Origin of the sequence: Acinetobacter tibetensis (assembly GCF_023824315.1) — a bacterium.
Taxonomy (GTDB): domain Bacteria; phylum Pseudomonadota; class Gammaproteobacteria; order Pseudomonadales; family Moraxellaceae; genus Acinetobacter; species Acinetobacter tibetensis.
Window position 1 is genome coordinate 2,458,892 of sequence record NZ_CP098732.1, and the last position, 24,953, is coordinate 2,483,844.

At 39.8% G+C, this 24,953-nt stretch carries 27 protein-coding genes, 4 tRNA genes, 1 pseudogene and 1 riboswitch; of the genes and pseudogenes, 20 read left to right on the forward strand and 12 right to left on the reverse strand.

Features of this window, described 5'->3' with window-relative positions; all coding sequences use genetic code 11:
- Position 1 precedes the first annotated feature (1 nt).
- The 10 genes from ispE (at position 2) to ribB (ending at position 4,874) form a co-directional block, all read left to right on the forward strand.
- Positions 2-832: a 4-(cytidine 5'-diphospho)-2-C-methyl-D-erythritol kinase gene (gene ispE, locus M5E07_RS11935; RefSeq protein ID WP_252219480.1), complete on the forward strand. Its 831-nt coding sequence runs from the start codon at positions 2-4 to the stop codon at positions 830-832.
- Positions 831-905 (forward strand) — tRNA-Gln (locus M5E07_RS11940). The genes ispE and M5E07_RS11940 overlap by 2 nt, the downstream gene beginning before the upstream one ends.
- Before the next feature lie 24 nt (positions 906-929).
- Positions 930-1,004: transfer RNA gene (locus M5E07_RS11945), tRNA-Gln, on the forward strand.
- Positions 1,005-1,022: 18 nt separating this feature from the next.
- Positions 1,023-1,097 (forward strand) — tRNA-Gln (locus M5E07_RS11950).
- 92 nt (positions 1,098-1,189) lie between these two features.
- Positions 1,190-1,264: transfer RNA gene (locus M5E07_RS11955), tRNA-Gln, on the forward strand.
- A 36-nt stretch (positions 1,265-1,300) separates the two neighbouring features.
- Positions 1,301-2,254, forward strand: a complete 954-nt coding sequence (locus tag M5E07_RS11960) for a ribose-phosphate pyrophosphokinase (RefSeq protein WP_116759853.1) — start codon at positions 1,301-1,303, stop codon at positions 2,252-2,254.
- A 103-nt stretch (positions 2,255-2,357) separates the two neighbouring features.
- Positions 2,358-2,654 (forward strand): 50S ribosomal protein L25, encoded by a 297-nt coding sequence (gene rplY, locus M5E07_RS11965; RefSeq protein ID WP_116759855.1) that lies wholly within the window; start codon positions 2,358-2,360, stop codon positions 2,652-2,654.
- 19 nt (positions 2,655-2,673) lie between these two features.
- Positions 2,674-3,255: an aminoacyl-tRNA hydrolase gene (gene pth, locus M5E07_RS11970; RefSeq protein ID WP_116759857.1), complete on the forward strand. Its 582-nt coding sequence runs from the start codon at positions 2,674-2,676 to the stop codon at positions 3,253-3,255.
- 144 nt (positions 3,256-3,399) lie between these two features.
- Positions 3,400-3,780, forward strand: coding sequence for an aspartate 1-decarboxylase (gene panD, locus M5E07_RS11975; RefSeq protein WP_016165796.1), 381 nt, complete (start codon positions 3,400-3,402; stop codon positions 3,778-3,780).
- Positions 3,781-3,956: 176 nt separating this feature from the next.
- Positions 3,957-4,109: riboswitch (FMN riboswitch) on the forward strand.
- 105 nt (positions 4,110-4,214) lie between these two features.
- A complete protein-coding gene (ribB, locus tag M5E07_RS11980) occupies positions 4,215-4,874 on the forward strand; it encodes a 3,4-dihydroxy-2-butanone-4-phosphate synthase (RefSeq protein WP_252219483.1) in 660 nt (219 codons plus the stop codon).
- A gap of 56 nt (positions 4,875-4,930) precedes the next feature.
- Here ribB and M5E07_RS11985 read toward each other — a convergent pair whose 3' ends face one another.
- A complete protein-coding gene (locus M5E07_RS11985) occupies positions 4,931-5,542 on the reverse strand; it encodes a LysE family translocator (protein ID WP_252219486.1) in 612 nt (203 codons plus the stop codon).
- Positions 5,543-5,586: 44 nt separating this feature from the next.
- Complete coding sequence (locus M5E07_RS11990) at positions 5,587-6,072, reverse strand: DUF1289 domain-containing protein (protein ID WP_116759863.1); 486 nt, start codon at positions 6,070-6,072, stop codon at positions 5,587-5,589.
- A 204-nt stretch (positions 6,073-6,276) separates the two neighbouring features.
- Between M5E07_RS11990 and trhO the strand changes: the two genes are divergently transcribed.
- Positions 6,277-7,209, forward strand: coding sequence for an oxygen-dependent tRNA uridine(34) hydroxylase TrhO (gene trhO, locus M5E07_RS11995; RefSeq protein ID WP_252219489.1), 933 nt, complete (start codon positions 6,277-6,279; stop codon positions 7,207-7,209).
- Between the two features lie 81 nt (positions 7,210-7,290).
- On the opposite strand, the gene M5E07_RS12000 is transcribed toward trhO, so the two are convergent.
- The gene (locus tag M5E07_RS12000) at positions 7,291-8,388 is read right to left on the reverse strand and encodes a hypothetical protein (RefSeq protein WP_252219492.1); all 1,098 of its coding nucleotides are present in this window, start codon (positions 8,386-8,388) and stop codon (positions 7,291-7,293) included.
- A 367-nt stretch (positions 8,389-8,755) separates the two neighbouring features.
- On the opposite strand from M5E07_RS12000, the gene M5E07_RS12005 reads away from it, so the two are divergent.
- Together M5E07_RS12005 and M5E07_RS12010 are read left to right on the forward strand one after the other, a co-directional pair.
- Positions 8,756-9,349, forward strand: coding sequence for a DedA family protein (locus M5E07_RS12005; protein WP_416253369.1), 594 nt, complete (start codon positions 8,756-8,758; stop codon positions 9,347-9,349).
- A 23-nt stretch (positions 9,350-9,372) separates the two neighbouring features.
- Complete coding sequence (locus M5E07_RS12010; protein ID WP_252219497.1) at positions 9,373-9,792, forward strand: ABZJ_00895 family protein; 420 nt, start codon at positions 9,373-9,375, stop codon at positions 9,790-9,792.
- Positions 9,793-9,945: 153 nt separating this feature from the next.
- Here the strand turns inward: M5E07_RS12010 and M5E07_RS12015 are convergent, their stop codons facing one another.
- Together M5E07_RS12015 and M5E07_RS12020 are read right to left on the reverse strand one after the other, a co-directional pair.
- Positions 9,946-10,470 (reverse strand): YecA/YgfB family protein, encoded by a 525-nt coding sequence (locus M5E07_RS12015; RefSeq protein ID WP_116759871.1) that lies wholly within the window; start codon positions 10,468-10,470, stop codon positions 9,946-9,948.
- Between the two features lie 68 nt (positions 10,471-10,538).
- On the reverse strand, positions 10,539-10,748 hold the full coding sequence (locus M5E07_RS12020) for a PA3496 family putative envelope integrity protein (protein WP_116759873.1): 210 nt from the start codon (positions 10,746-10,748) through the stop codon (positions 10,539-10,541).
- Between the two features lie 426 nt (positions 10,749-11,174).
- Between M5E07_RS12020 and rpoD the strand changes: the two genes are divergently transcribed.
- From rpoD to M5E07_RS12050, 6 genes are all read left to right on the forward strand, one after another.
- On the forward strand, positions 11,175-13,064 hold the full coding sequence (gene rpoD / locus M5E07_RS12025) for an RNA polymerase sigma factor RpoD (RefSeq protein ID WP_116759875.1): 1,890 nt from the start codon (positions 11,175-11,177) through the stop codon (positions 13,062-13,064).
- Positions 13,065-13,186: 122 nt separating this feature from the next.
- On the forward strand, positions 13,187-13,474 hold the full coding sequence (locus M5E07_RS12030) for a YbeD family protein (RefSeq protein ID WP_252223807.1): 288 nt from the start codon (positions 13,187-13,189) through the stop codon (positions 13,472-13,474).
- A 133-nt stretch (positions 13,475-13,607) separates the two neighbouring features.
- Positions 13,608-14,270 carry a lipoyl(octanoyl) transferase LipB gene (gene lipB / locus M5E07_RS12035; RefSeq protein WP_252219500.1) on the forward strand — a complete coding sequence of 221 codons (663 nt, stop codon included), beginning with the start codon at positions 13,608-13,610 and terminating at the stop codon, positions 14,268-14,270.
- 81 nt (positions 14,271-14,351) lie between these two features.
- A complete protein-coding gene (locus M5E07_RS12040; protein ID WP_252219501.1) occupies positions 14,352-14,885 on the forward strand; it encodes a hypothetical protein in 534 nt (177 codons plus the stop codon).
- A gap of 1 nt (position 14,886) precedes the next feature.
- Positions 14,887-16,071 carry an iron-containing alcohol dehydrogenase gene (locus tag M5E07_RS12045; protein WP_252219504.1) on the forward strand — a complete coding sequence of 395 codons (1,185 nt, stop codon included), beginning with the start codon at positions 14,887-14,889 and terminating at the stop codon, positions 16,069-16,071.
- 243 nt (positions 16,072-16,314) lie between these two features.
- Positions 16,315-17,709, forward strand: coding sequence for an APC family permease (locus M5E07_RS12050; RefSeq protein ID WP_252219507.1), 1,395 nt, complete (start codon positions 16,315-16,317; stop codon positions 17,707-17,709).
- A 48-nt stretch (positions 17,710-17,757) separates the two neighbouring features.
- On the opposite strand, the gene M5E07_RS12055 is transcribed toward M5E07_RS12050, so the two are convergent.
- A complete protein-coding gene (locus tag M5E07_RS12055) occupies positions 17,758-18,312 on the reverse strand; it encodes a flavodoxin family protein (protein ID WP_252219509.1) in 555 nt (184 codons plus the stop codon).
- 69 nt (positions 18,313-18,381) lie between these two features.
- Positions 18,382-19,106 (reverse strand): annotated as a pseudogene (locus tag M5E07_RS12060) (SDR family NAD(P)-dependent oxidoreductase).
- A 168-nt stretch (positions 19,107-19,274) separates the two neighbouring features.
- Between M5E07_RS12060 and M5E07_RS12065 the strand changes: the two are divergent.
- Positions 19,275-19,661 (forward strand): winged helix-turn-helix transcriptional regulator, encoded by a 387-nt coding sequence (locus M5E07_RS12065; protein WP_252219513.1) that lies wholly within the window; start codon positions 19,275-19,277, stop codon positions 19,659-19,661.
- 23 nt (positions 19,662-19,684) lie between these two features.
- Here the strand turns inward: M5E07_RS12065 and M5E07_RS12070 are convergent, their stop codons facing one another.
- From M5E07_RS12070 to lolA, 5 genes are all read right to left on the reverse strand, one after another.
- A complete protein-coding gene (locus M5E07_RS12070) occupies positions 19,685-20,170 on the reverse strand; it encodes a tRNA (cytidine(34)-2'-O)-methyltransferase (RefSeq protein ID WP_116759891.1) in 486 nt (161 codons plus the stop codon).
- A 103-nt stretch (positions 20,171-20,273) separates the two neighbouring features.
- The gene (gene cysG / locus M5E07_RS12075) at positions 20,274-21,647 is read right to left on the reverse strand and encodes a siroheme synthase CysG (protein WP_252219515.1); all 1,374 of its coding nucleotides are present in this window, start codon (positions 21,645-21,647) and stop codon (positions 20,274-20,276) included.
- Between the two features lie 76 nt (positions 21,648-21,723).
- The gene (serS, locus tag M5E07_RS12080) at positions 21,724-22,995 is read right to left on the reverse strand and encodes a serine--tRNA ligase (RefSeq protein ID WP_116759895.1); all 1,272 of its coding nucleotides are present in this window, start codon (positions 22,993-22,995) and stop codon (positions 21,724-21,726) included.
- A 129-nt stretch (positions 22,996-23,124) separates the two neighbouring features.
- Entirely contained in the window at positions 23,125-23,922 is a 798-nt protein-coding gene (locus M5E07_RS12085; protein WP_252219517.1) for an RsiV family protein, read from the reverse strand.
- Positions 23,923-24,132: 210 nt separating this feature from the next.
- Positions 24,133-24,831: an outer membrane lipoprotein periplasmic chaperone LolA gene (gene lolA / locus M5E07_RS12090; protein ID WP_116759899.1), complete on the reverse strand. Its 699-nt coding sequence runs from the start codon at positions 24,829-24,831 to the stop codon at positions 24,133-24,135.
- Positions 24,832-24,953: the final 122 nt, after the last annotated feature.

A 24,953-nucleotide genomic window follows, 5' to 3' on the forward strand; every position in this document is an offset into this window, starting at 1 on the left:
TATGATTCGCGTACCCTCTCCTGCAAAACTCAATCTGTTTTTACACATCACTGGACGTCGTGAAAATGGATATCACGAGCTGCAAAGTATTTTTCAACTGATAGACTTATGCGATTGGTTGGAATTTGAACCTACTCAGCAAAATGACATTCAGATCGAAGGCTTAAATGCCGTCGATCTGGAGCAGAATTTAATTTACAAAGCCACACAGATGTTAAAACCGTTGGCAAAGCATCTCACTGGCTTAAACATCAAAATTGAAAAAAAAATTCCGATGGGTGCAGGACTCGGTGGTGGATCATCTAATGCTGCGACCACCCTTATTGTTGTGAACCAACTCTGGCAGTGTGGCTTAACAATTGAACAATTGGCTGAACTGGGGGTAAAACTTGGTGCTGATGTGCCTATTTTTGTACATGGGCAAAATGCATGGGCAGAAGGCATCGGTGAACACTTAACATTCATCAACTTAGATCAAAAACAGTACATAGTGCTAAAACCTGATTGTTTTATCAGCACTCAACTGCTTTTTTCACAAAAAACGTTGACAAGAAACTCGAAGCCATCTAAATTTTGCGCCTATCAGATAAAGCCATCTGACTTTGGAAATAACTTTGAACCTTTGGCAAGAAGTCTATATCCTGAAGTCAATGAAGCGATGCAATATTTAGATCAGTTCGGTATTGCAAAACTTACAGGTACAGGTGCTTGTGTTTTTACTGAAGTAACTGCTGAAATGCACGTAAATGAAATTCTTGAACATGCACCATGTAAAGCTTACTTGGTAAACAGTTTAAATGAATCTCCATTACGTCATTTTAAAGTTCAATAGGGGCGTCGCCAAGTGGTAAGGCAGCGGGTTTTGATCTCGCCATCCGTTGGTTCGAATCCAGCCGCCCCTGCCAATTTCACCTGTAGATGTATGTATTAGGGGCGTCGCCAAGTGGTAAGGCAGCGGGTTTTGATCTCGCCATCCGTTGGTTCGAATCCAGCCGCCCCTGCCATATACACACATCAAATTTAGGGGCGTCGCCAAGTGGTAAGGCAGCGGGTTTTGATCTCGCCATCCGTTGGTTCGAATCCAGCCGCCCCTGCCAATTTCAAGCTTAAAAGACAGAACAACACTTTGCATCTTCTTGTTAATTTACCTTGACATGAACGCGCAAAAATATTAAAGTTCTGCCGCATTAGGGGCGTCGCCAAGTGGTAAGGCAGCGGGTTTTGATCTCGCCATCCGTTGGTTCGAATCCAGCCGCCCCTGCCATCTAATTTCAAACACACCAACCGCCAAGGGTGCTTCATGCCCAATCTTGTCGTTTTTAGTGGAACTGCTCATCCACAATTCGCTCAAAAAGTCGTAAGCCATTTGCACATTCCTTTAGGTGCTGCTTCAGTTTCAACCTTCTCTGATGGTGAGATTGCTGTAGAAATCACTGAAAATGTTCGTGGTAAAGACGTATTTGTCGTACAACCTACTTGTGCGCCTACTAATGATAACCTTATGGAAATCTTAGTGATGGCAGACGCCTTACGTCGTGCAAGTGCTGGTCGTATAACTGCTGTCATTCCTTACTTCGGTTATGCACGTCAAGACCGTCGTCCTCGTTCATCTCGTGTTCCAATCACTGCAAAAGTTGTCGCAGACATGCTGACTACTGTAGGTATTGACCGTGTTGTGATGATCGACCTACATGCAGACCAAATCCAAGGTTTCTTCGATATCCCTGTAGACAACATTTATGGCACTCCAGCATTACTTGCTGACTTACGCCAACAGTCTCATGACAACCTCATGGTTGTTTCTCCAGACGTTGGTGGTGTAGTTCGTGCTCGTGCTGTTGCTAAACAAATGGGTGATATTGACCTTGCGATTATCGATAAACGTCGTCAAAAAGCGAATGAATCACAAGTGATGCATTTGATTGGTGATGTGAAAGGTCGTGATTGTGTCATTGTTGATGACATGGTAGATACAGCGGGTACTTTATGTAAAGCTGCTGATGCACTGAAAACTTTTGGTGCTCGCCGTGTTGTTGCCTATGCAACTCACCCTGTACTTTCAGGCAAAGCCATTGAGAATTTGAAAAACTCTGTCATCGACGAACTCGTAGTTACAGATACAATTCCACTTTCTGAAGAAGCACAACAGCTTGGTAAGATTCGCCAAGTTTCGGTTGCCAGTATGGTTGCTGAAACAATTCGTCGTATTAACAACGAAGAATCTATTAGCGCAATGTTCGATAGTTATCTATAATATAGCGCTAGAATTCCAAAGCCCTGCCCAGTGCAGGGCTTTGTCTCACTAGGTCGGTCGCAGATCTAGTTTATTTAATAAACTTAAATTAAGGATGTCTATCATGGCAAACTTCGTATTAAATGCACAAGCACGTGAAGCAGCTAACCAAGGGAAAGGTGCGAGCCGCCGCCTTCGTCATGCTGCACAAGTTCCAGCAATCATCTACGGTGGTAACGCTGAACCTGTAGCCGTTACTTTAGAACTTCGTGAGCTTGTTAAAGCTTTAGAAAACAACGCTTTCTTTGAAGAAGTTGTTGAAATCAAAGTTGGTGACAAAGTTGAAAACGTTAAAATCCAAGCGTTACAACGTCACCCAGCTAAAAATACACCTATGCACGCTGACTTCAAACGCGCATAAGTGTTGAATGGTGTAATTAGTGGCTAATATATCGCTAATTGTTGGTTTGGGTAATCCTGGAAAGGAATATGCCCAAACCCGCCATAATGCAGGCTTCTGGTTTGTAGAACGCATTGCAGAAAAATATGGCATTACATTAAAAGCCGATCCCAAATTCCATGGAATAAGTGGTCGTGGTAATATCGAAGGTCAAGACGTTCGTCTGCTTTTACCAACAACCTTTATGAACCTTTCGGGCAAAAGTGTTGTTCCCTTCTGCAAATTTTATCAAGTTGCTCCTGAAGCAATGTTAATTGCCCATGATGAGCTTGATATGAACCCAGGTGTCATTCGCCTCAAAACTGGCGGTGGTCATGGTGGTCATAATGGATTGCGTGACATTGTTCCACACCTCGGTCCAAATTTTCATCGTCTACGTATTGGTATTGGTCATCCTGGTTCTAAAGAACGTGTCTCTGGACATGTGCTTAGCAAAGCGCCAAGCAGTGAACAAGGTTTAATGGATGATGCAATCGATCATGCACTATCACGACTCAAGTTACTCGTGAATGGTGATATTCAGCAAGCAATGAATCAAATCAATGCTTATAAACCCAACTGAATTTATTTGAATTGTTAAACAATCGTTCTTGCCATGTTGTTCATTTCAGAGCAGAATGCGTTTTTTGCCGATTACTAATCTTGTAAGACGCGATTGATTCAAACAAAAGATAAAGGTCTTAGGTCCACTCAGGAGACGCTCGCTATGCTATCTCGTTTACTAAAATGCAAAATTCACCGCGCTGTAGTTACCCATGCTGAACTTCATTATGAAGGTTCATGTGCAATTGATGGTGTGTTAATGGATTTAGCTGGTATTCGTGAATACGAAGAAATCCATGTTTGGAACGTGACCAACGGTAAACGTTTCGCAACTTATGCAATTCGCGGTGAAGACAATTCTGGGATTATTTCTGTGAACGGCGGTGCTGCTCACCAAGCGGATGTTGGTGATCTTGTGATCATTGCAACTTTTGGTGCATTTACCGAAGCAGAAGCCAATGCGCACAAACCTCGTTTGGTCTATGCCAACCCAGACAATACAGTCAATCACACTGCAAACTGTATTCCAGTTCAAGTGGCATAAGATAAATAAGAAGCTCGCAAATCGCGAGCTTTTTTATTGCGATCAGGTTCTTTCCATTCACCACATCCCTTCTCAATATGCTTAGCGAATTTATTGCAATCATTGTCAGAAATAATGATGATGCTAACGTTAGATGAAATATCACATTTTCTGTAAAAAAGTTTATACTAGCGACACATCGCTTCAGGGCGGGGTGAAATTCCCCACCGGTGGTAAGTTCCAGTATTGAACACTGAGAACAAGCCCACGAGCGTGTAGCCTTTAAAGCCACATGCAGATTTGGTTCAAAGCCAAAGCCGACGGTATAGTCCGGATGAAAGAAGACGACGTGACCAATAAAGTCTCAGGCGTAAGTTTGTGATCATTTATTGCTACGCCAATTTTTCAAAGTCCTGAAATGTTCAACCGTATCTTCAACTTACGCGAGCGTTTCAATGTCTAGTTTAATTCAACCCGAACTCTTTTTTTCAGCACTTCCCCCAGCAGAACAGCGTATTCAACAAGCATTAGCTGACATTCGCCAAGGTAAACCTGTTTTGGTGATGGATGATTTTGATCGTGAAAATGAAGCTGATTTAATCATTGCAACAGAAACGTTAACGGTCGAAACCATGGCGCGTATGATTCGTGACGGTTCTGGTATTGTCTGCCTTTGCATCACCAACGAACTCGCAGACCATTTAGAACTACCACCTATGGTGAGTGATAACTCTAGCCAATTTAAAACTGCATTTACAATCACCATAGAAGCTGCTCAAGGAGTGACTACAGGTGTATCTGCGCATGATCGTGTAACTACCATTCAAGCGGCAACACGTACTGGTGCAGTTGCTAGTGACTTAAATCGTCCTGGTCATGTATTCCCATTACGTGCGCGTGATGGCGGTGTCCTCAGCCGTCGTGGGCATACTGAAGGGACAATAGACCTTGCCCGTTTGGCGGGACTGAAACCTTCTGGCGTTTTATGTGAATTGACTAATCCAGATGGCAGCATGGCTTCTGGTATTCAAGTTCTGGCTTATGCAGAAACGCATCAACTTACGGTCATTACCATTGAAGAATTGGTGCAATATCGCTTAGCTCATCACGTATAAATGACACAGTCCCAGTCTTCAAACTGGGACTTTTTTAATTTGATCAAGAATCATATTTAAAACAATGTGGCATAAATACCATAAAGTGCGACAACAATTAAAATCACACCACAACAAGCCAATAGATGCTGATACATCTTGGAACGTGAAAAGCGATTAAACATTAAATATACAAATGATAGTGTCGCAAAATCGAGTGCAATCCAACTTACAGTCAGGATACTTAAACTCAAATTTAAATTTGGCGTAATCTGTACAAATTGTGGAAAAAAAGACGCAAAGAAAATAATATCTTTAGGATTTGAAATGGCAACAAGGAAACCTTGCTTAAATCCACCATTTGCAACTGTACTCGAGGTATTTCCAGCACCTACATCGCCCTGCCAAACTTCTCTTAAAATTTGTATACCCAAATAAACAATATACAGACAACCCAAAATCTTAACGACATTAAACCATTGCTCGCTAATGGTTAAGAAGCCTTTTAGAATTGCAATGGAAGCAGCAATTAAAATTAGAGAAGCCAGATTCGTACCAAAAATGGTTTGTAAGGCACGACGATAGCCCCCTTTTAAACCCGCACTTGCTACCAATAGCATGACGGGCCCAGGTGTAGCGATCATAATTACAACAGCAAAACAATATAAAAAGTATTCAATATAATTCACAAGTCATTACTTTCTTTTATACACATTAAAATAAAGCGAGCGTTTTAATCTTCTTCATCATCACGTAATAAGCTATGACTAATTCCATCAGCACGGAGAAATGCCAGATCATAACTTGCAGTTGCCAATGCCAACACGCGACGCTCAAACTCTTGCCACAAAGCTTTCACTTGCTGTTCAGTAATACCCAAACCACTTTCTTGAGTAAAATTTTTGTTTTTTTCACAAATTTTCAGGGCATGATATAACTTACGTCCTTTAGAGGCTTCTGGTCGCAACCGTACTCGCTTCGACAAGACAAAACCTTCGACATGTCGTAAATCTGCAAAGGGTAGCATGGGAACTAGAATCTGATCCAATTGAGCATCTAAACGGATCCAAACTGCATTTTGCTGCACTGTTGAATAAGTATTCCACTGAATGACTTCATGATTAAAACGACGACATCCCCGACAAACTGCATCACCAAAGACCGTAGAACAACGCCCTGCACATGGCGTGAGTGAAGCGATTCGACGATCATTACTCAAAATAAACTCCTAAAATCATATAGATAAACACTAAAAAACAAAATTTAATTCCATCAATTTTCAATTAAAGTTGCTTAAGCATCATACCGTTTATCACCTAATTTAAAAACCATAATTCTTGACGGGTTTTCTCGCTTATTACAGTAATTCGCGCTAAAATATGCGCCTTAAATTTTGTCCTATCGTTTATATTTGGAGTACTCCATGAACGCTACTGTAGAACAGCTTGCACCTGTAGAACAGCAAGCGACCGCTGATTGGGTTGTTGCCGCACTTTATCAATTCAAAGAAGTTCAAGATTCTGCTGATTTACAACAGCGTCTTTTAGACTTGGTAAACTCTATCAACCTATGTGGTACTCTAATTGTTGCAGATGAAGGAATTAATGGTACCGTTGCGGGTGACCGTGTAGCAATTGATGCTATACATCAATTTCTATTAAATGAAGGCTTTAACGCAATGGAATATAAAGAGTCAACCAGCTCTGAAAAACCATTCCGTAAAATGAAAATCAAACTCAAAAAAGAAATTGTCACTCTAGGCGTAGAAGTTAAGCCACGTGATTTAGTTGGTCACTACTTAGACCCAAAAGAATGGAACGACCTAATTGCACGTGATGACGTGATTCTGATTGATACGCGTAATGATTACGAATATAAAGCAGGTACTTTTAAAGGTGCGATTGATCCTCAAACTGAAACTTTCCGTGAATTTCCAGATTACGTAAAGAAAAACCTTGAACAGCATAAAGATAAGAAAATTGCGATGTTCTGTACGGGTGGTATTCGTTGTGAAAAATCGACTTCTTTGCTTTTACAAGAAGGCTTTGAAGAGGTGTATCACCTGAAAGGCGGTATTTTAAAATATTTAGAAGAAACCCCAGCTGAAGAAAGCATGTGGGAAGGCGAATGTTTTGTATTTGACGGTCGTACAGCGGTGACTCACGGTGTTGAAGAAGGTCAAAATATTAAATGTCACGCATGTGGTTGGCCATTACTTCCAACTGAAGTGGAAGAGCCAAGTTATGAACATGGTGTGTCTTGTAAATATTGCGTAGACAAAACCACAGATAAGCAAAAAGATGGTTTCCGTATGCGCCAATCTCAAATTGCAGCGGCAAAACGTAAACGCCTTTAATTTAAAAAATAAGGTCATCTTTTCGATGACCTTATTTTTAGATCAGCTATATAAAAATAAATTTCAACTGTTGTTTTTTTATTAAGAGCTTGGTTTTGTTGTTGCACACACTAAAGACTCTCCCTTTTCATTACCTGCCGTCACACCATTAATTTGCCCAGATGGAAAAAATGAAATTCCAACATTATATAAAACATCATCTAAAGTCGATGAAACGCTATTAGAAGCTACAAATAAAGTACCAACAGAAGTTTTCGTAGGAATTTCATCATCCTCATCTTTATTGATAATTGCAGATATTGTTATTTTACCATTACTAACAGTAAGTAAACTTCCCTCTTTTGTTAAAATACATCTTTCACCAAAAGGTGTAATTAATTGCTCTTCCTTAAAATCAGGTAATACATTAGAAGCACAATAATTATATCTTTCTATCATACCTGATTCATATTGTTGGCAAGCTATTGTGTTTACTTGAAGATTCAACGGACTAACAACTATGCTGTCAGGCTTAATAGGTAATTGAGCAAGATTACCATCCTTAACTAAAGTTAATAATGCATTGTAATCCTGAATACTCTTACCACTCTGAATTGCTTCTAATAATGCTTGAATGGCTTGGTGAATAGGATTATTTATTGCGGTGATCGTATTAAAGACATCAACTTTACCATCAAGAGCATATTCTTTTTTTATCAACTCTGCGACTAAAGCTGAATTTGCTAATTTCAATTGATCCACTGTTATTATACCAGACTGATACCATATGGCAGGCATTTGCGTACTTGCATAGGTAAGCGCTATATCCGTAAAGGGATTAATGTTTACACTACCCTCTTGACCAATATAACTATGGTAACTTTCTCCATTCGCCTTAACTTCTAAACGACATGGAAATTTACGACTATCAACTTCCCCTTGCCACTTACCCTCCTCGTCAACCATCACTGTATTTTTAAAACCGACACCATCCTTACATATTGCAGTCACCGTTGCATCTTTTAAAGCAGATGCCGCAAATGCTGTACCTGACACTGTACTATATGTGATTTTATCAGTCTGATCAGATTGTTTCACTCCCACGTCCGTTGATGGATCATTATTACTTCCACAAGCAGTAAGTAAAAGTATTGAGAATAATATACTAAGTTTAGGTGTTGTTTTTTTATTAAAATGCATGAGATCACTCTATTAAATATTTTTATCCACAGTTGCAAATATGCGCAAGTTGGAACAGTAATTATACAGACCTTTCTGTTTATAATTCCATACAACAATAATAAATAAGATAGGTCTTACTTTCACAAAATGACTAAATTTAAATGAATATGAATCAATTAAATTGAGTTAACTACCCCTTAATTATAATTCTTAATCCTTACTTCTATACATGCGTATATAGGACTACTAACACCTAAATTTTCAATACAAAGGCTCGTTAACTAATAAGTCATTGAGATTTATTTGGACAACAATTATTCTAAGCTTCAACATACAAATTGTATTAAAAAACACTATGGGACTTAAAGATTGGGTCTTATCCATCATGGAACAACTCGGTTATCTAGGTATCGCACTTCTAATGTTCCTCGATAATGTTTTTCCCCCTATACCTTCTGAAATTATTATGCCTTCCGCAGGCTATACTGCATCACAGGGTGAACTACTGCTCATTGGTGTGATTATTGCGGGTTGTATCGGCTCTCTAGTTGCCGCAGCAGTTCTATATTGGATTGGTTATAAATTTAATCATGCAACCATCTTTCGTTTCGTTGACCGATATGGCAAATATTTCTTTGTTCAATCAACCGATGTTAAAACTGCCTTAGACTGGTTTGAACATTACGGGCACCGTATCGTCTTTTTTGGTCGTATGGTCCCTGCTGTCCGTTCTTTGATTAGTATTCCTGCTGGCATGAGTCGGATGCCATTTTGGAAATTCATGTTCTACAGCAGCTTAGGCACCATTATTTGGACCAGTTTCTTAGCTTGCGTAGGTTTCTATTTCGGTGAAAATCAAGCACTCATGCATCAAATTTTTAGCCAAGTGGGCTATGTGATGCTTGGTATTGCCCTGCTCATTATTTTATGGATTTTCTATCGAAGATATCAGAGAAAAAAACAACATTTTAAAGACTAAATTGATTTAATTTAAGGATTTACATGAAGCATTATTTAAAACATTTTGCTGCAATTTACAGTATCGCTTTAGTGATTCTTGTGGCTATTCTGATTTTTGGTTTACAGTTAGGCGGAATTACTCTAATTCCTGCTTTGATTGCTTCCGCCTTACTAAGCGCAAGTCATTTTGTCAAAAAAGAACAACGCCTACCTAGCAGTGATGAAAAAATTCAATTGGTTTGGGGCTGTAGTGCGATTGCCATTATCATCGCGAGTTTCTTTGTGTTCTTCTTGGTACTGATGAACCCCAATGCAGAGCAAATTTTAAAAGCTGCCGATGAAGCAGGTCTAGGTATTTCAGCACTCATCATGCTGTGCTTAATAGCAGTACATGGCATCATTTTTCATTTTGCCTATGGTTGGTATGCAAGCTTTATCGCAAGAAAACAGCACCTAATGTAACTCTCTCGTCACGTTAAGCTCAAAATGAATTAGATGACTTCCAGTACATTGTTAACATAAAAAAAGCACCTGACGGTGCTTTTCTTTTAATACTATAGGGTTAGTTTGGTGTGTGATACATGAGCCGCGATTGTAGCAGCGCAAGATGCAACATCACGCTGGCGTGTGGTACATTAAATAAATTTCATTTAAATTGTCTGGAATTTCTTCCGCCAATTCATCCATTAATTGACCATTGCGACGGAAAGATTCCATTTGTGGATCTTCGTCATCAATGCCACTGAACACCATGATTGGTAAAGTTAAATCAACCAATTGTTCTTCGTATTCTGGCGCAAACCATGCTTCTTCATTTAAGAACATCGCATCGACAAAGCCAACACTCCAGTCACCTAAACTTGATTCCACATCAGCTTCTTCAATTTCAAAAGGAAATTCAATTCCTTCTTCATTCGCCAAATTCTGACGAATACTGTCTAGCCAAGATTTGACTTGTGCAATAATCTCAGCAGGAACTTTTTTCTGATTACTTTCAAAAAGCTCATCTAACCAGCGATCAAATTGCGGACCAACAGCAATTGCACATAAAAAACCATGAGTCGCTGCGAAATCTAGACCATGCTCATTTTGGTCACCATCTAGATATTCACTCAATAGGTCTAAATCTAAAGCACTCATTTTATATCCAAGCTTAAAATTGTAAGACGTATCATAACATTTTCAACACACGATTCTCATCGTGAGTTTTAATCATCCTCATCATCGAAATCGTCGTCATCGTCTATATCGTAATCAAAATCTTTTAACTCGCGCTCTAAACGGCGTTGTGCGAGTAAGTCATCAATTAATCGACGTTTTTCCAGCGACTCTTTTGCGCTAATCTTGCTTGATGCTTCGTCAAAATTGACGTCATCATCACCGTAGTTATCATCTAATTCAAAATCTGTTGAAGACACTCAAACTACCTCAGAATAAAAATATAATGGGTCTAGGCGCTATTTATCGTTCTTCCGAAATCTTGTCAAGCTTTATTTAAATTTATTGCATTTTATTTGAATTTTGGTCTTTATTTTTAACCAATTTCATGGCATGATATAATCCACCCTGCGTCTTTTAGTTTTGTGGTATTTTTAATATCAAATCCAAAATGTTTTTGATTCCAAATGTTGGATTTTGAACTGACGAACGCAAGGGATGAACTTGAAAATAACAAATTCACCCCCATCTTTATCCTTAAATTTACATTAAATATTTTATCAGGCGGCTTATTTGCTGATTATTCCTGATGAGATACATTGCAATTTACAGATAAGTTTATGAAGCAAACTGAGCTATCCAGCACGGTTTTTCACAGTCACAGATTCAACAAAGAGTAAGCAAAGATGAGCGATATGACTTCCCCTACTTCGCAAGTAGCGGCTCTGATTAGCCGAGGCAAAGAGCAAGGTTACCTAACTTATGCTGAGGTTAACGATCATCTCCCAGACTCGATTACTGAAAGCGAACAGATTGAAGACATTATTCAGATGCTTCAAGACGTTGGTATTCCTGTACACGAACGTGCACCTGAATCTGACGATACAATGTTCGAAGACAATGCAGAAGCTGCCGATGAAGTTGCAGAAGAAGAAGCTGCTGCCGTTCTTGCCTCTGTAGAAAACGAACCTGGTCGTACCACAGACCCTGTACGTATGTACATGCGTGAAATGGGTACTGTTGAGCTTTTAACCCGTGAGGGTGAAATTAGCATTGCGAAACGTATTGAAGAAGGTATTCGCGATGTTCTGCATTCTATTGCCTACTGGCCAAATGCAGTTGAAGTCGTTTTACAAGAATATAATGATTTTCTAGAAGGCGAACGTCGTCTTGCAGATATTTTATCAGGCTATTTAGACCCTGAAACTGATGAAGAAATTCCAGAAGTCTTGGAAGAAGAAGCTGAAGAAATTGAAGAAATTGCAGACTCTTCAAGCAAGTCAACCAAAGATGTCAAACTTGATGATGAAGATGAAGACGAAGAGTCTGAAAGTGATGATGATTCTGAAGGTGATTCTGGCCCAGACCCTGAAGTTGCGAAAGTACGTTTTTCAGAACTTTCAAATGCGTGGGAACAAACCAAAACCGTAATTGCGAAACATGGTCGTAATAGCGACGAGGCTAAAGCTGCGCTTGAAGCCCTTGCAACTGTGTTTATGATGTTCAAATTTACTCCGCGTCTATTTGATATCATTTCAGAAATGATTCGTGGCACTCACGACCAAATTCGTACGTCTGAACGCGAAGTAATGCGCTACGCAGTTCGTCGTGGCCGTATGGATCGTACTCAATTCCGTACATCTTTCCCAGGTCAAGAATCAAACTTTGCTTGGTTAGATGAACAAATTGCTAAAGCGCCAACTGAACATAAAGCGCATTTAGAAAAAGTGCGTCCTGATGTGCTTGCTTTCCAACAGAAAATTGCCGACATCGAAAAAGAATTGGACTTAAATGTAAAAGACATTAAAGACATTTCTAAACGTATGGCTGTGGGTGAAGCAAAAGCGCGTCGTGCGAAAAAGGAAATGGTTGAAGCCAACCTTCGTTTGGTAATTTCGATTGCGAAAAAATATACCAACCGTGGCTTACAATTCTTGGACTTGATTCAAGAAGGTAACATCGGCTTGATGAAAGCCGTAGACAAGTTTGAATACCGTCGTGGTTATAAGTTCTCAACTTATGCAACGTGGTGGATTCGTCAGGCGATTACTCGTTCAATTGCGGACCAAGCACGTACCATTCGTATTCCAGTACACATGATTGAAACCATTAACAAGATCAACCGTGTATCCCGTCAACTTCTTCAAGAAATGGGTCGTGAACCTACACCTGAAGAATTAGGCGAACGTCTGGAAATGGACGAAGTTAAAGTACGTAAAGTCCTCAAAATTGCCAAAGAACCGATTTCTATGGAAACGCCAATTGGTGATGATGAAGATTCGCATTTGGGTGACTTCATTGAAGACAGTAACATCACGTCACCAGTCGATGCTGCAACTTCAGAAGGTCTTAAAGAAGCAACGCGTGAAGTACTTGAAAACTTGACTGAACGTGAAGCGAAAGTCTTGAAAATGCGTTTTGGTATTGATATGCCAACCGACCATACTTTGGAAGAAGTCGGCAAACAGTTTGATGTAACACGTGAACGTATTCGTCAGATTGAAGCTAAAGCACTTCGTAAGTTACGTCATCCTTCTCGTTCTGAACATTTACGTTCATTCCTAGAAAACGACTAATTTATACCGATACGATGGAGACTTGAAATTTTATCGCTTGTCTCCATTATGTATTTAAGAGCAACACCTAACGCCTGTAGTTTCGCAGGCGTTTGAAATAAGGGGGACTGACGCTCATGACTATGTTAGACCGCACACCATCTCGTGAATTACAAGAACATCTTTGGGTGTTCCCAATGGACTACCCTATTAAACTCATTGGTCTTGCTGGCACTGAGTTACATATAGCAGTCGTTGAAATTTTAGTGAAACATTTCCCTGAATTTGATGGTGATTCGATCCAAGTACAACTATCACGGACAGGTAAATATCACTCTCTCACTGCGCAATTACGCTTTGAAGAGCTAGAGCAAGTGCATCAGTTATATGCAGATCTTGCGGCTTGCCCGTTAATTAAAACTGCACTATAAGCACTCAAAAAAACACGCGGACTGCGTGTTTTTTTATATCAATTTTCATTCCATTTCAGATATATCTCCCTATCCGGCTCTGCTCAGCTTATAATTTAGCTCACATTCAAATCTTGTTAAGGATGCTGTCGACGTGACTGATGCTGTACTCAAACCCACTTTAATCATTCGTCAATTTAATCAGCTTACCCCTTATGCCGATCGCTTTCAGGACATGAAACAATTGACTGAACAGCGCGAGGCTGAAACGCCTGACGAACTGTGGCTATTACAACATCCCGATGTACTCACTCAAGGTCAAGCAGGCAAACCAGAACACATTTTAATTCCTTCAAACATTCCTGTGGTACAGACAGATCGAGGGGGGCAAGTGACATGGCATGGTCCAGGTCAATTGGTGGCTTACTTCATGTTTGATTTAAATCGTCTTGGTTGGAATGTGCGAACCCTAGTGTCTTATGCAGAAAACTTAATGATTGAGTTACTGAAAAAATACGGGATTGAAGCCTATGCCAAACCCGATGCACCAGGCGTGTATGTAAATGAGCGAAAAATAGGATCTTTGGGGTTTAAAATTCGTCGTGGGCGCAGTTATCACGGACTAGCACTCAATATTAATTGTGATTTAGCTGGTTTTCATACCATCAATCCATGTGGCTATTCAGGTCTAGAAATGGTACGCATTCATGACTTGATTGAACAAAACCCACCAAGTTTTGCAAACTTATGCGTCGATATCATTGAAACTTTACAAAACAGCGGGTACTTTAATAAAGTTCAAATTGTTCAACAATAAGCACTTTACTTTATATAGCGAAATAAATTAGAGTATTTACTCTAAATAAAATAAAAGACTCTTAAACTAAGGGATAAGCAAGTGATTTTAAACAAATCAGTAAAACCTGCTTTACAGCTCGCCTATGTCAAACTCATGATGGATGTGATTGGCAGAGGATTGGTTATGGCAAGTCAGGTGGATGATGAAGTTCGGCAGGAAGTCGCAAAATTTCCTGCAAATTTCGTATTATCCATGAAGGTATTCCCGCATGGTCCTGCTTTTATTGCCAAAGTCACCGATAATCATCAATTGTTATTATTGAACGACACTGAGCAAAAACCAGACCTCACCATTACCTTCAAACATCTCAGTCATGCCTTTTTAGTCTTTTCTTTTCAGGAAAGTACCGCTCAAGCATTTGCCAATGACCGCATGATTGCCGATGGCGATTTATCTTATGCCATTCGTTTGGTTCGTTGCTTGAATAAAATGGAAGCATTGATTTTACCTAAATTACTGGCTGAACTTGCAGTCAAACAATACCCACACGAACTTAGCCTAAAAGAAAAGCTTACAGGCGCAGCCAATATTTATCTTAAAGTGGCTCAATCATATTTCAAACGGAGTGCATAACATGGCAAAGCCTTATTACGAATTTTTTTGCCCAGTTAAAGTGATTGCGGGTAATGCCGCGTTAGAGCACATTCCTTTTGAACTTTCTACATTAGGTGCCAAACGCCCCATGATCATCACCGACAAAGGCGTGCGTGGTAACCAATTACTGGCCCCCATTGAGGCGGCTTTTGAATCGACCGATGCAGTGATCGGCTGTATTTTTGATGATGTTCCACCTGATTCAAGCTTAGATACAGTACGTCGTGCCGCTGCTTTATATCGTGAAAACCAATGTGATGCGATTATTGCCGTTGGTGGTGGCTCTGTGATTGATACATCGAAAGCCACTAATATTTTAGTCAGTGAAGGTGGTGATGATTTACTGCAATATTCAGGCGCACACAACTTACCTAAGCCGTTAAAACCGTTCTTTGTGATTCCAACCACATCGGGTACGGGTTCTGAAGTGACCATGGTTGCGGTTGTATCCGACACAGCCAAGAATGTAAAAATGGCATTTGCTTCATACTACCTGATGCCACATGCTGCAATTCTTGATCCACGCATGACGCTTACCCTGCCACCGCATTTAACTGCGATGACTGCAATGGATGCACTTACTCATGCAATTGAAGCCTACACGTGTATGGCAGCCAATCCTATCAGTGATGCTTATGCAACGGCTGCGATTAAGAAAATTAGCGCTAATCTATTTAATGTTTTAGATAACCTTAATGATTCACAAGGTCGTTTAGAACTGGCGCAAGCATCTACTATGGCAGGCATTGCCTTCTCTAATTCTATGGTCGGTCTAGTTCATTCTTTAGGCCATGCGCTCGGTGCCGTGGCTCACCTCCCCCACGGCCTATGTATGAATCTATTCCTGCCTTATGTACTCGAATACAATAAAGAAGTGAATGGCGACAAAATCGCAGATCTATTGCTTCCGCTTGCAGGAGCCGATATTTATGCGCAAACCCCAGCACATTTACGTGCAGATAAAGCCATCACGACCATTCAAGCCATGCGTGATCGTTTGTTCAGTCTGACCAAACTACCAAGAACGCTACAAGAAACAGGCAAAGTCACCGAAGCTCAATTGGATGAAGTGGCCGAAAAAGCCTTAAATGATGGTTCCATCATCTACAATCCTAAAGAAGCATCCTTTGAAGATTTAAGATCTATTCTTCAAAAAGCATGGTAAAAATGCAATAAATAATGAAGCCTGATGTTCTAACATCAGGCTTTTTCATAAATGACACATTGGTCATTTATTTTTTACCTATTTGGCAGAGAATTTGCTAAAAGTTCTACAAAAATACTGACAAGTGACATCAATTTAGGATAGATTGGCGCACTTTATTTTATTCGTAGGGGGGATCGTTCGTCTCAAACGATCCTTATAAACATGACTGATCCTTGATCAACGATTAAGAGGATAACGCCGTTGACAAATAACTCTGGGACTCAATCGGCAGCTAAACTGCAAAAAACGCTTGGATTTTGGCACATCGTCATTATTGGCCTAGCATATATTCAGCCAATGACCTTGTTTGATACTTTTGGTTTAGTATCTGAAGAAAGCCATTATCATGTTCCAACCTCTTATATTATTGCCTTGGTTGCGATTCTATTTACCTCTATTAGTTACGGACACATGATCCGTCGCTACCCATCTTCTGGTTCTGCCTATACCTACGCCCAAAAATCCATTCATCCCAATGTCGGTTTTATGGTGGGTTGGTCATCTTGGTTAGACTATTTATTATCGCCAATGGTCAACATTGTTCTGGCGGTGATTTATTTAGAAGCGTTATTCCCAGATGTGAATCATTGGGTTTGGGTTGTGGGTCTTACTGCGCTGATGACAGGGGTAAACTTACGTGGTGCGCGTTTTGTTGCCAACTTTAACAGTCTGATTGTTTTCGTTCAGTTGGGTGTAATTGCATACTTTACATGGATGGTGTATCAATTACTGGCTGGTGGCGTGAATGCAGATGGCACTCTGGTCAATGCTAAATATCAACTTTGGAGTCTTGAACCATTTTGGAACGAGATGACCACTATTGGTGCATTAATTACAGGTGCAACTTTACTCTGCTTCTCTTTCACAGGATTTGACTCTTTAAGTTCTTTAGCAGAAGAAACCAAAGACACTGAAAAAACGCTACCTAAAGCTATTTTCATGACGGCATTATTTGCAGGTGTGATTTTTATCATCAGCACTTATTTCATGCAAATTTACTTCCCGAATGATCCTAAAACTTACTTTGAAGATGTTGCTGCGACTCAGCCAGATATCTTACAAGCTGTGGGTGGTGTTGCCTTCAAAACAGCCGTATTGTATTTTGCAATTGTGACGGTTATGGCATCAGGTATTTCTGCACATGCTGGCGTATCACGCTTGATGTATGTGATGGGTCGTGATGGCGTTATCAATAAAAAAGTATTTGGTCATATCAGCCCAAGAACCTATACACCGTCTTACAATATTTTGATTGTCGGTTTAGTGGCTTTAACTGCAGGCTTTATGGACCTTGATATTGTAATTTCAATGATTAGTTTTGGCGCTTTAACCGCATTTACTTTTGTGAATTTATCGGTGATTTCACGTTATGCACTACGTGATGGTCGTACAAAATCAACCAAAGAAATTATTAATTTCGTAGTTATTCCAATGCTAGGTTTCCTAAGTATTTTTGCCATGTGGCTTGAAATTGAAGAAACTGCTTTGAAATATGGTTTGTGGTGGGCAATGTTTGGTATTTTATACTTAGGTTATAAAACCAAAGGGTTCAAACAACCTGCCCCGCAATATCATGAATTTGATGATCATCATTAATTTTCATGTATAAAAAAAGACGCAGTATGCGTCTTTTTTTATGTTGGCTTATGCCAAAAACTTATTAGTAATCTTAGCAATACGCTTTGCATAAACTTTTGCCGTTTCGAGATCCCCACTAGGAATTTCATCAACACTGGCATCTGAAGGTGTTTGGACCAATAAGCCTACCGAGCCACCTAAATTATTCACATCTTCACGGGTCGCTGATTTACTATTTGCAGGCAATAAACCTAAGCTCACCCAAATCCCGCCATGTTGAGACGCAAGAGTTTGTAACTGAATCAAGGTCAGTTGTTTATCACCATTTAAACTGGCACTATTGGTAAATCCACCAAAAATTTTGTCTTGCCATGCGCGAGTAAACCATTTTTTTGACGTTGCATCAGCAAACTTTTTAAATTGCCAAGGTGCAGTCCCCATATAAGTTGGAGCACCAAATACAATCGCATCAGATTGATCGAGTGTCGCCCAATCCTGTTCTTGAATATCACCATTTGCATCAATTTCAATTAAATTTGCTGAAATTTCCTGAGCAAAGGTTTGTGCAATTACTTTGGTATGGCCATAGCCAGAAAAATAAACCACCGAAATATTAGCCATCTTGTTTTCCTCTATTTAAATCAAATATTTTGAAACTTCAATACAATCATGCAATCACATGATTTTTCTCTAAATCTGATCAGGTTTGAGTTTGACGTAACTTGCCACGACGTCACTCAAGCCTTGTTTTAAACTTTGGGTTCTCTCCCCTACCAGCACTTCATAAGCATTTTGTTGAATCCCTGCAAAAATCTGTTCCGCAACAAACTCAGGGCTAAATTGAGCAATAGGTAAACCTCGTGTTAAATCGGTATCAATAAATCCGACATGAACGCCCATCACCTGAATATAAAACTGGGATAACCATTGGTGACTGGAGTTGGTATAAGACCACGCAGCCGCTTTAGAAATTGCATAACCTGTTAATGAAGTACTGGGTTCCCAAGAGACATCCAACAAAATATTCACCACATAACCCTGTTGGTTTTGCTGCAAAATGGGTGAAAATATTTGTGTGCCCCGCATCATGCCAAACAAATTGGTTTCTAAAATTTTATGTGTTGTTTCAATAATATTGGCATCTACTGGCTGCGTATTTAACAGTGCAATGCCTGCATTATTGACCAATATATTTGTATCAGCACACGTTTACACTGCACGCTAGATAGACTGTTTATCATTCACATCAAGTTGAACAGGAATTCAACTTTCTTCTTGAAACCCAACGATCTGGCGCATTGCGACATATATTTTTTTGTGCCTTGTTTACGTGCTTCACGTGCAATTGCCAAACCTAGCCCGCGATTAGCACCTGTAACAAAACAACAAATCTGTAACTTTATTGCATGACCCATCCCCAAAATGATTGGTGATCCAATACAGCATCTATTCATAACAGTAGCGCAATTTTCATTCACCCATGATACACTTATGAAATCTAGTATCAATTAGTTACCACATGGTAACTGGTATAGGAAATTGATATTTAAGCAGCAAAATGCAATCAATGAGGTCTGAAATTTATGAATAAACCACTGAAATTTAATATTTTTCATCCTGATTGTCCTGCGCGACTTTTTTTTGAAAAATTTGCAGATAAATGGATCTTATTAATTGTATATACGCTGGATCAGGAATCTCAGCATTTCAATGAATTGAAAAAGAATATCCTAGGAATTTCACCTAAAGTACTCTCGCAGAAATTGAAAATATTAGAACGTGATGGATTTTTAACGCGTACTATTCATGAAGACAATGTCATTCGCGTTGAATATGCACTGACTGAAATAGGCAAAGATTTTGCGCAAAATGCCTATCAAATGAAAGATTGGGTCGAAGCCAATATGGGGAAAGTCTTAAAATCAAGACAGGGTTTTGATCAGCGCCAAGAACAAGCAGAGTCGGTTTAAATCAACTCTGCCATTTTATTACTTTATTCTTCTACTAATTGCTTAAAGCCTTGCTGACGCCATGCTTCATAGACGATCACCGCAGTGGCATTAGATAAATTTAAACTGCGAGAATTGGCTGCCATCGGTAAACGAATCCAATGTTGCTGTGGAAACATTAAACGCACATGTTCAGGTAAACCACGTGTTTCTGGTCCCATTAATAATGCAACTGGTCGATTTAAATCAGAAGTATGTGGCGTTTCAGTCCCTTTAGTGGTTAAAGGATAGACGGCATCTTTATCCACACCTTGTGTTGCCAAAAATTCAAGACATTGTTCAATATTGTCCCAAATTTGCATGCGTGCCCACTCATGATAATCTAAGCCAGCACGTTTGAGTTTTTTATCATCCAACTCAAAGCCTAAAGGTTTGACCAAATGTAGCTGCGCTCCAGTATTGGCACATAAACGAATGATATTTCCTGTATTGGCAGGAATTTCAGGCTCGTATAAAACAACATGGATCACAACATTTCTCAACTTAATAATTTTGCTCTATCTTAGATGAACCGTTCAATATCAGAACAATTCAGTCTTAGATAAATAGCAGATGGAATGAAACAATGGCATGTTACTGCCATTTTAATTGTTCACGTAAACTCACCACTTCACCAATGATGGTTAAAGTCGGTGCTTGAATATGATGTTCGCTCACTTTACTCGCAATATCTGCCAGAGTACCCACAACCACTTTTTGCTCGGGTGTTGTGCCTTTAGAAATCAATGCAACAGGCATATTGGGACGTTGTCCATGTGCAATCAGTTGCTGACAGGTATTTTCCAAGCCAACCAAACCCATATACAACACCAAAGTTTGATTCTCATAGACCAACTCATCCCAAGGTAACTCAGGCGAACCTTCTTTGAGATGCCCTGTTAAAAAACGGACACTTTGGGCATAGTCACGATGCGTCAGCGGAATACCTGCATACGCTGAACAGCCTGATGCCGCCGTAATCCCTGGCACCACTTGGAAGGTAATGCCTGCATCAAACAACTCTTGAATTTCTTCACCACCGCGACCAAAAATAAAAGGATCACCACCTTTTAGCCGACAAACACGCTTGCCTTGACTGGCGTACTTCACCAATAATGCGTTAATACCTTCTTGGGGTACTGAATGATTAGAGCGCGCTTTGCCTACATAAATTTTTTCTGCATCACGACGACATAAATCCATAATCGGCTGCGAGACCAGACGATCATAAATCACTACATCCGCTTGCTGCATTAAGCGTAATGCTTTTAAAGTCAATAATTCAGGATCGCCAGGTCCAGCCCCCACCAAATAGACTTCCCCTTTCGGAGTTTTCCATTCTTGTAATGCCTGCTCAATTAGTTGATCGGCTTCAGCCTCATTGCCATTAAACACCTGCTCTTTGAGTGGACTTGCATACAAATCTTCCCAAAAAATGCGACGCTCGTCAGGATTGGTAATTTTTTGCTTTACTGTCGCACGCCATTTACCTGAAAACTGCGCCAGTTTACCCATCCCATGCGGAATTAAGGTTTCCAACTGCGTCCGAATTTGACGAGATAAAACGGGAGATGTGCCATTGCTCGCCACAGAAATAATCAGTGGTGAACGATCAATAATGGCAGGGACCATAAAGCGACAATGGGGTGGATCATCTACACTATTAACAAGAACCTTTTCTGCTTCACAGGCTTCAAACACCTGCTGATTAACAGCGCGATCATTAGTCGCTGCAATCACGAGGCGATAATCGCGTAAATTGACCTGTGTTTTAAAAGCAGCAGCAACATACTGACCTTGGGTTTGTTGTACCAAAGTCAGTAAATCTGGTTCAATTTCAGGCGCAATCACATGCAGAATTGCATCTGCTTTGGCCAATAAAACCGCTTTGCGGTAAGCGATACGCCCACCGCCGACAATCAGACAAGGTTGCTGTTGCAGCTTTAAAGAGATTGGAAATATTTCCACGGAATACCTCTAATATTTACATCTGATCGTCTTAAAGCAATTTTCGTGCACAAACGCACACCTATCGAAAAATTAATTAATCGATGTATTCGGCACCACCCATATATGGACGTAATGCTACTGGAACTTCAATTGATCCATCAGCACGTTGATAGTTTTCCATCACTGCCAATAAAGTACGTCCTACCGCCAATCCAGAACCGTTCAAAGTATGTACGAATTCGGTTTTCTTCTGATCGGCACGGTAACGTGCTTTCATACGACGTGCTTGGAAATCCCACATATTTGAGCATGACGAAATTTCACGATAGGTATTTTGACTTGGTACCCAAACTTCAAGATCATAAGTTTTTGCTGCACCAAAGCCCATATCTCCACCACATAACGTGATTTTACGATAAGGTAAGCCCAATGCTTGCAAAATACCTTCTGCATGACCTGTTAATTCTTCTAAGGCTTGCATCGAATCTTCTGGTTTTACAATTTGCACCATTTCAACTTTGTCAAACTGATGTTGGCGAATTAAACCACGCGTATCACGACCATAAGAGCCTGCTTCACTACGGAAACATGGCGTGTGCGCTGCATATTTTAATGGCAAACGATCAGCATCAATAATTTCATCGCGTACAAAGTTAGTAACTGGCACTTCAGCCGTTGGAATTAAGTAGTATTCTTTTTCGCCCTGTAATTTGAATAAATCTTCTTCAAATTTAGGAAGTTGTCCAGTACCACGTAAAGAATCAGCATTGACCAAATACGGCACATAGGCTTCGGTATAGCCATTTTTTAAGGTATGCGTATCGAGCATAAATTGAGTTAAAGCACGCTGTAAACGTGCTAAAGGTCCTTTGAGGACGCTAAAACGAGAACCCGTTAATTTGGTTGCCGTTTCAAACTCCAAACCACCCATCCATTCGCCAAGGTCAGTGTGATCTTTAATCTCAAAGTCAAAGCTACGTGGTGTGCCCCATGTATAAACTTCAACATTATCACTCTCGTCTTTACCTTCTGGCACAGACTCATGTGGCATATTCGGAATTGAAAGAAGTTTTGCTTCAAGTTCCGCTTGTAATTCTGCTAAAGCAACTTCAGCAGCTTTAATTTCATCACCAATAGCACCCATACGTGCCATGATTTCCGATGCATCGCCACCAGATTTTTTAATTTGACCAACTTGTTTTGCGCCCGCATTACGCTCAGCTTGTAACGCTTCAGTTTTGGATTGTAAATCTTTACGGCGAGCTTCTAATGATGCCCACTCGGCTACATCCAATTGAATGCCACGTTTTGCCAAGGCTAAATTTACAGCCTCAATATTTGTTCTGATTAATTTCGGGTCGATCATAGCCAGTCTTTACTAAAGAAAAAAACTGGCTATAGTGTAAGCTGTTCATGCCAAAAAATACAGTCAGCAACGTTCCAGCACCACCACATTCAGGCAATAATCCATCAATTAGGCTTATTCATGCGTATTTTAATGCTCAGGATATTGCGGCAAACTTGGTAAATATTCAGGGCGTACAAATTTTTTCAATGTGTAGTACGGTAATGTCAACTCACTCATGCCTTCAGCATAAGAGGCTAGCTCATAAAGTGGATACACAAACACTAAACCATTTGCACCATAATAAAAATTATCACTAAGCTGTAGTTTTGCCTTTTCTATATTGTGTTCTTGCAACCAATTTTGGTTATTGTCATATAGCGCATCTAAAACTTGTGCATCAACACCTTTAATTAAAACATCTTGCAGGGCTAAACGCTTTTTCTTGTTCAGATCAAAATTTACGAATTCTTGATGGTACATTCCATGTGCCGCACCTGCTGAATAACTATAACTCTGTATGGCAAAGGTTGCGAAATTATCGTTTTGCCCTACATAACGTACGTAGGTTGAACTTTGATTTAAACCCGGCTGAGCACCTTCTTCGATACGTACTTTCTGGTTAGGTTGATTTGAAAATGCTATTGGGTCAGCTTTTTTAATCCGATCCATAAAATACTGATCAATCCATTTAAAATTGGTTTCAACCGTTTGAATATCGTATTGCGTGCATCCTTCCGTTTCGCATGCTTCAGGTTTAGCCAATTTAACAGGTACGACTTTTGCCTGAATTGCAGGAATGACTTGCGTAGCCGATGCTTCCGTGGCTGTAGTTTTGGCTTCCACAGATTTCTGTGAGGTATCCTTAGGCTGACAACCTGCAAATAAAACCACTGAACACAACAGCGGTAAAACTAAATTTCGTTGTTTTAATTGGAAAGTATTCATAAATAAACCTTATATTCGGTATCTTCAAACAATATATTTCACTATACAAACTCTCACTTTAAGATGAAATTACAAAATGTAGCCCAATGTATTGACTACATATTTAGATGAATATTTCAATCGAAATCATTTATTGAATTATTAATGTAAAAAAATGCAGCACTTAGGCTGCATTTTTTATCACTCGTCATTTGATGGAGGTTTTCAGATTTATTGATCAATAATATCTGTACCCTTTGGCGGAGTAAAATTAAAAGTCGATGCAGGAATTGCCGCATTCACCTTAACATTATTAAATTTTACATAAGTAGTTTGACCCAATGAGTCTTGTAAAATCATTAAATTCGGAGCTTTGTTGCCACCAAAACTGATGGTTAAACTTTGGAAAGCACCATCATCACTCTTTGGATAAAGGGTGTAATAGGTTTTTCCTTTATTCGGTTGAGTAACACGGTAAGACTTCATAATCTGGTTGGTATTACCCGATAATAACAACGCTGGCGTATTTGCAACTTGCTCATCTAAACTTTGACGAACTGCCTGTTGTAAGTCTGGGTCGTAAATCCACACTGTTTTACCTGAAGTCACGATGGTTTGTTTTGCAGGTGTTATCGTTTCCCAATAGAATTTTCCTGGGCGTGCAACTTTCATTGTCCCTTTAAAGGTCTGATTCATGTGCTGCGCAGTTAAGCCTTTTTTTTGTGTCTTGTTCGCACCACTTGAAGCTTTTGTTGTTTGCTCAAAATTAGCCGATAAACTTTGAATACCACTTAACTGCTTAACCAAATTTGCAGTTGCTTGTTGCTCCGATGCCGCTACAGGTGCTGCAAAAACAGTAGTACTCATCATTGGTGCGAGTGTCGCTGCACCCAATGCCATAGCACACATGGTTTTACGAAGCATATTCATGTCATCACCTTTTTTATTTGCTATTTCGCAATCTATTGAAAGCCACATATTAAACCAAATTCAGTGGCTAATAATTGAGAAAATAAGAAGATTTGTATAAATATTAATGTTTAATGTATAAC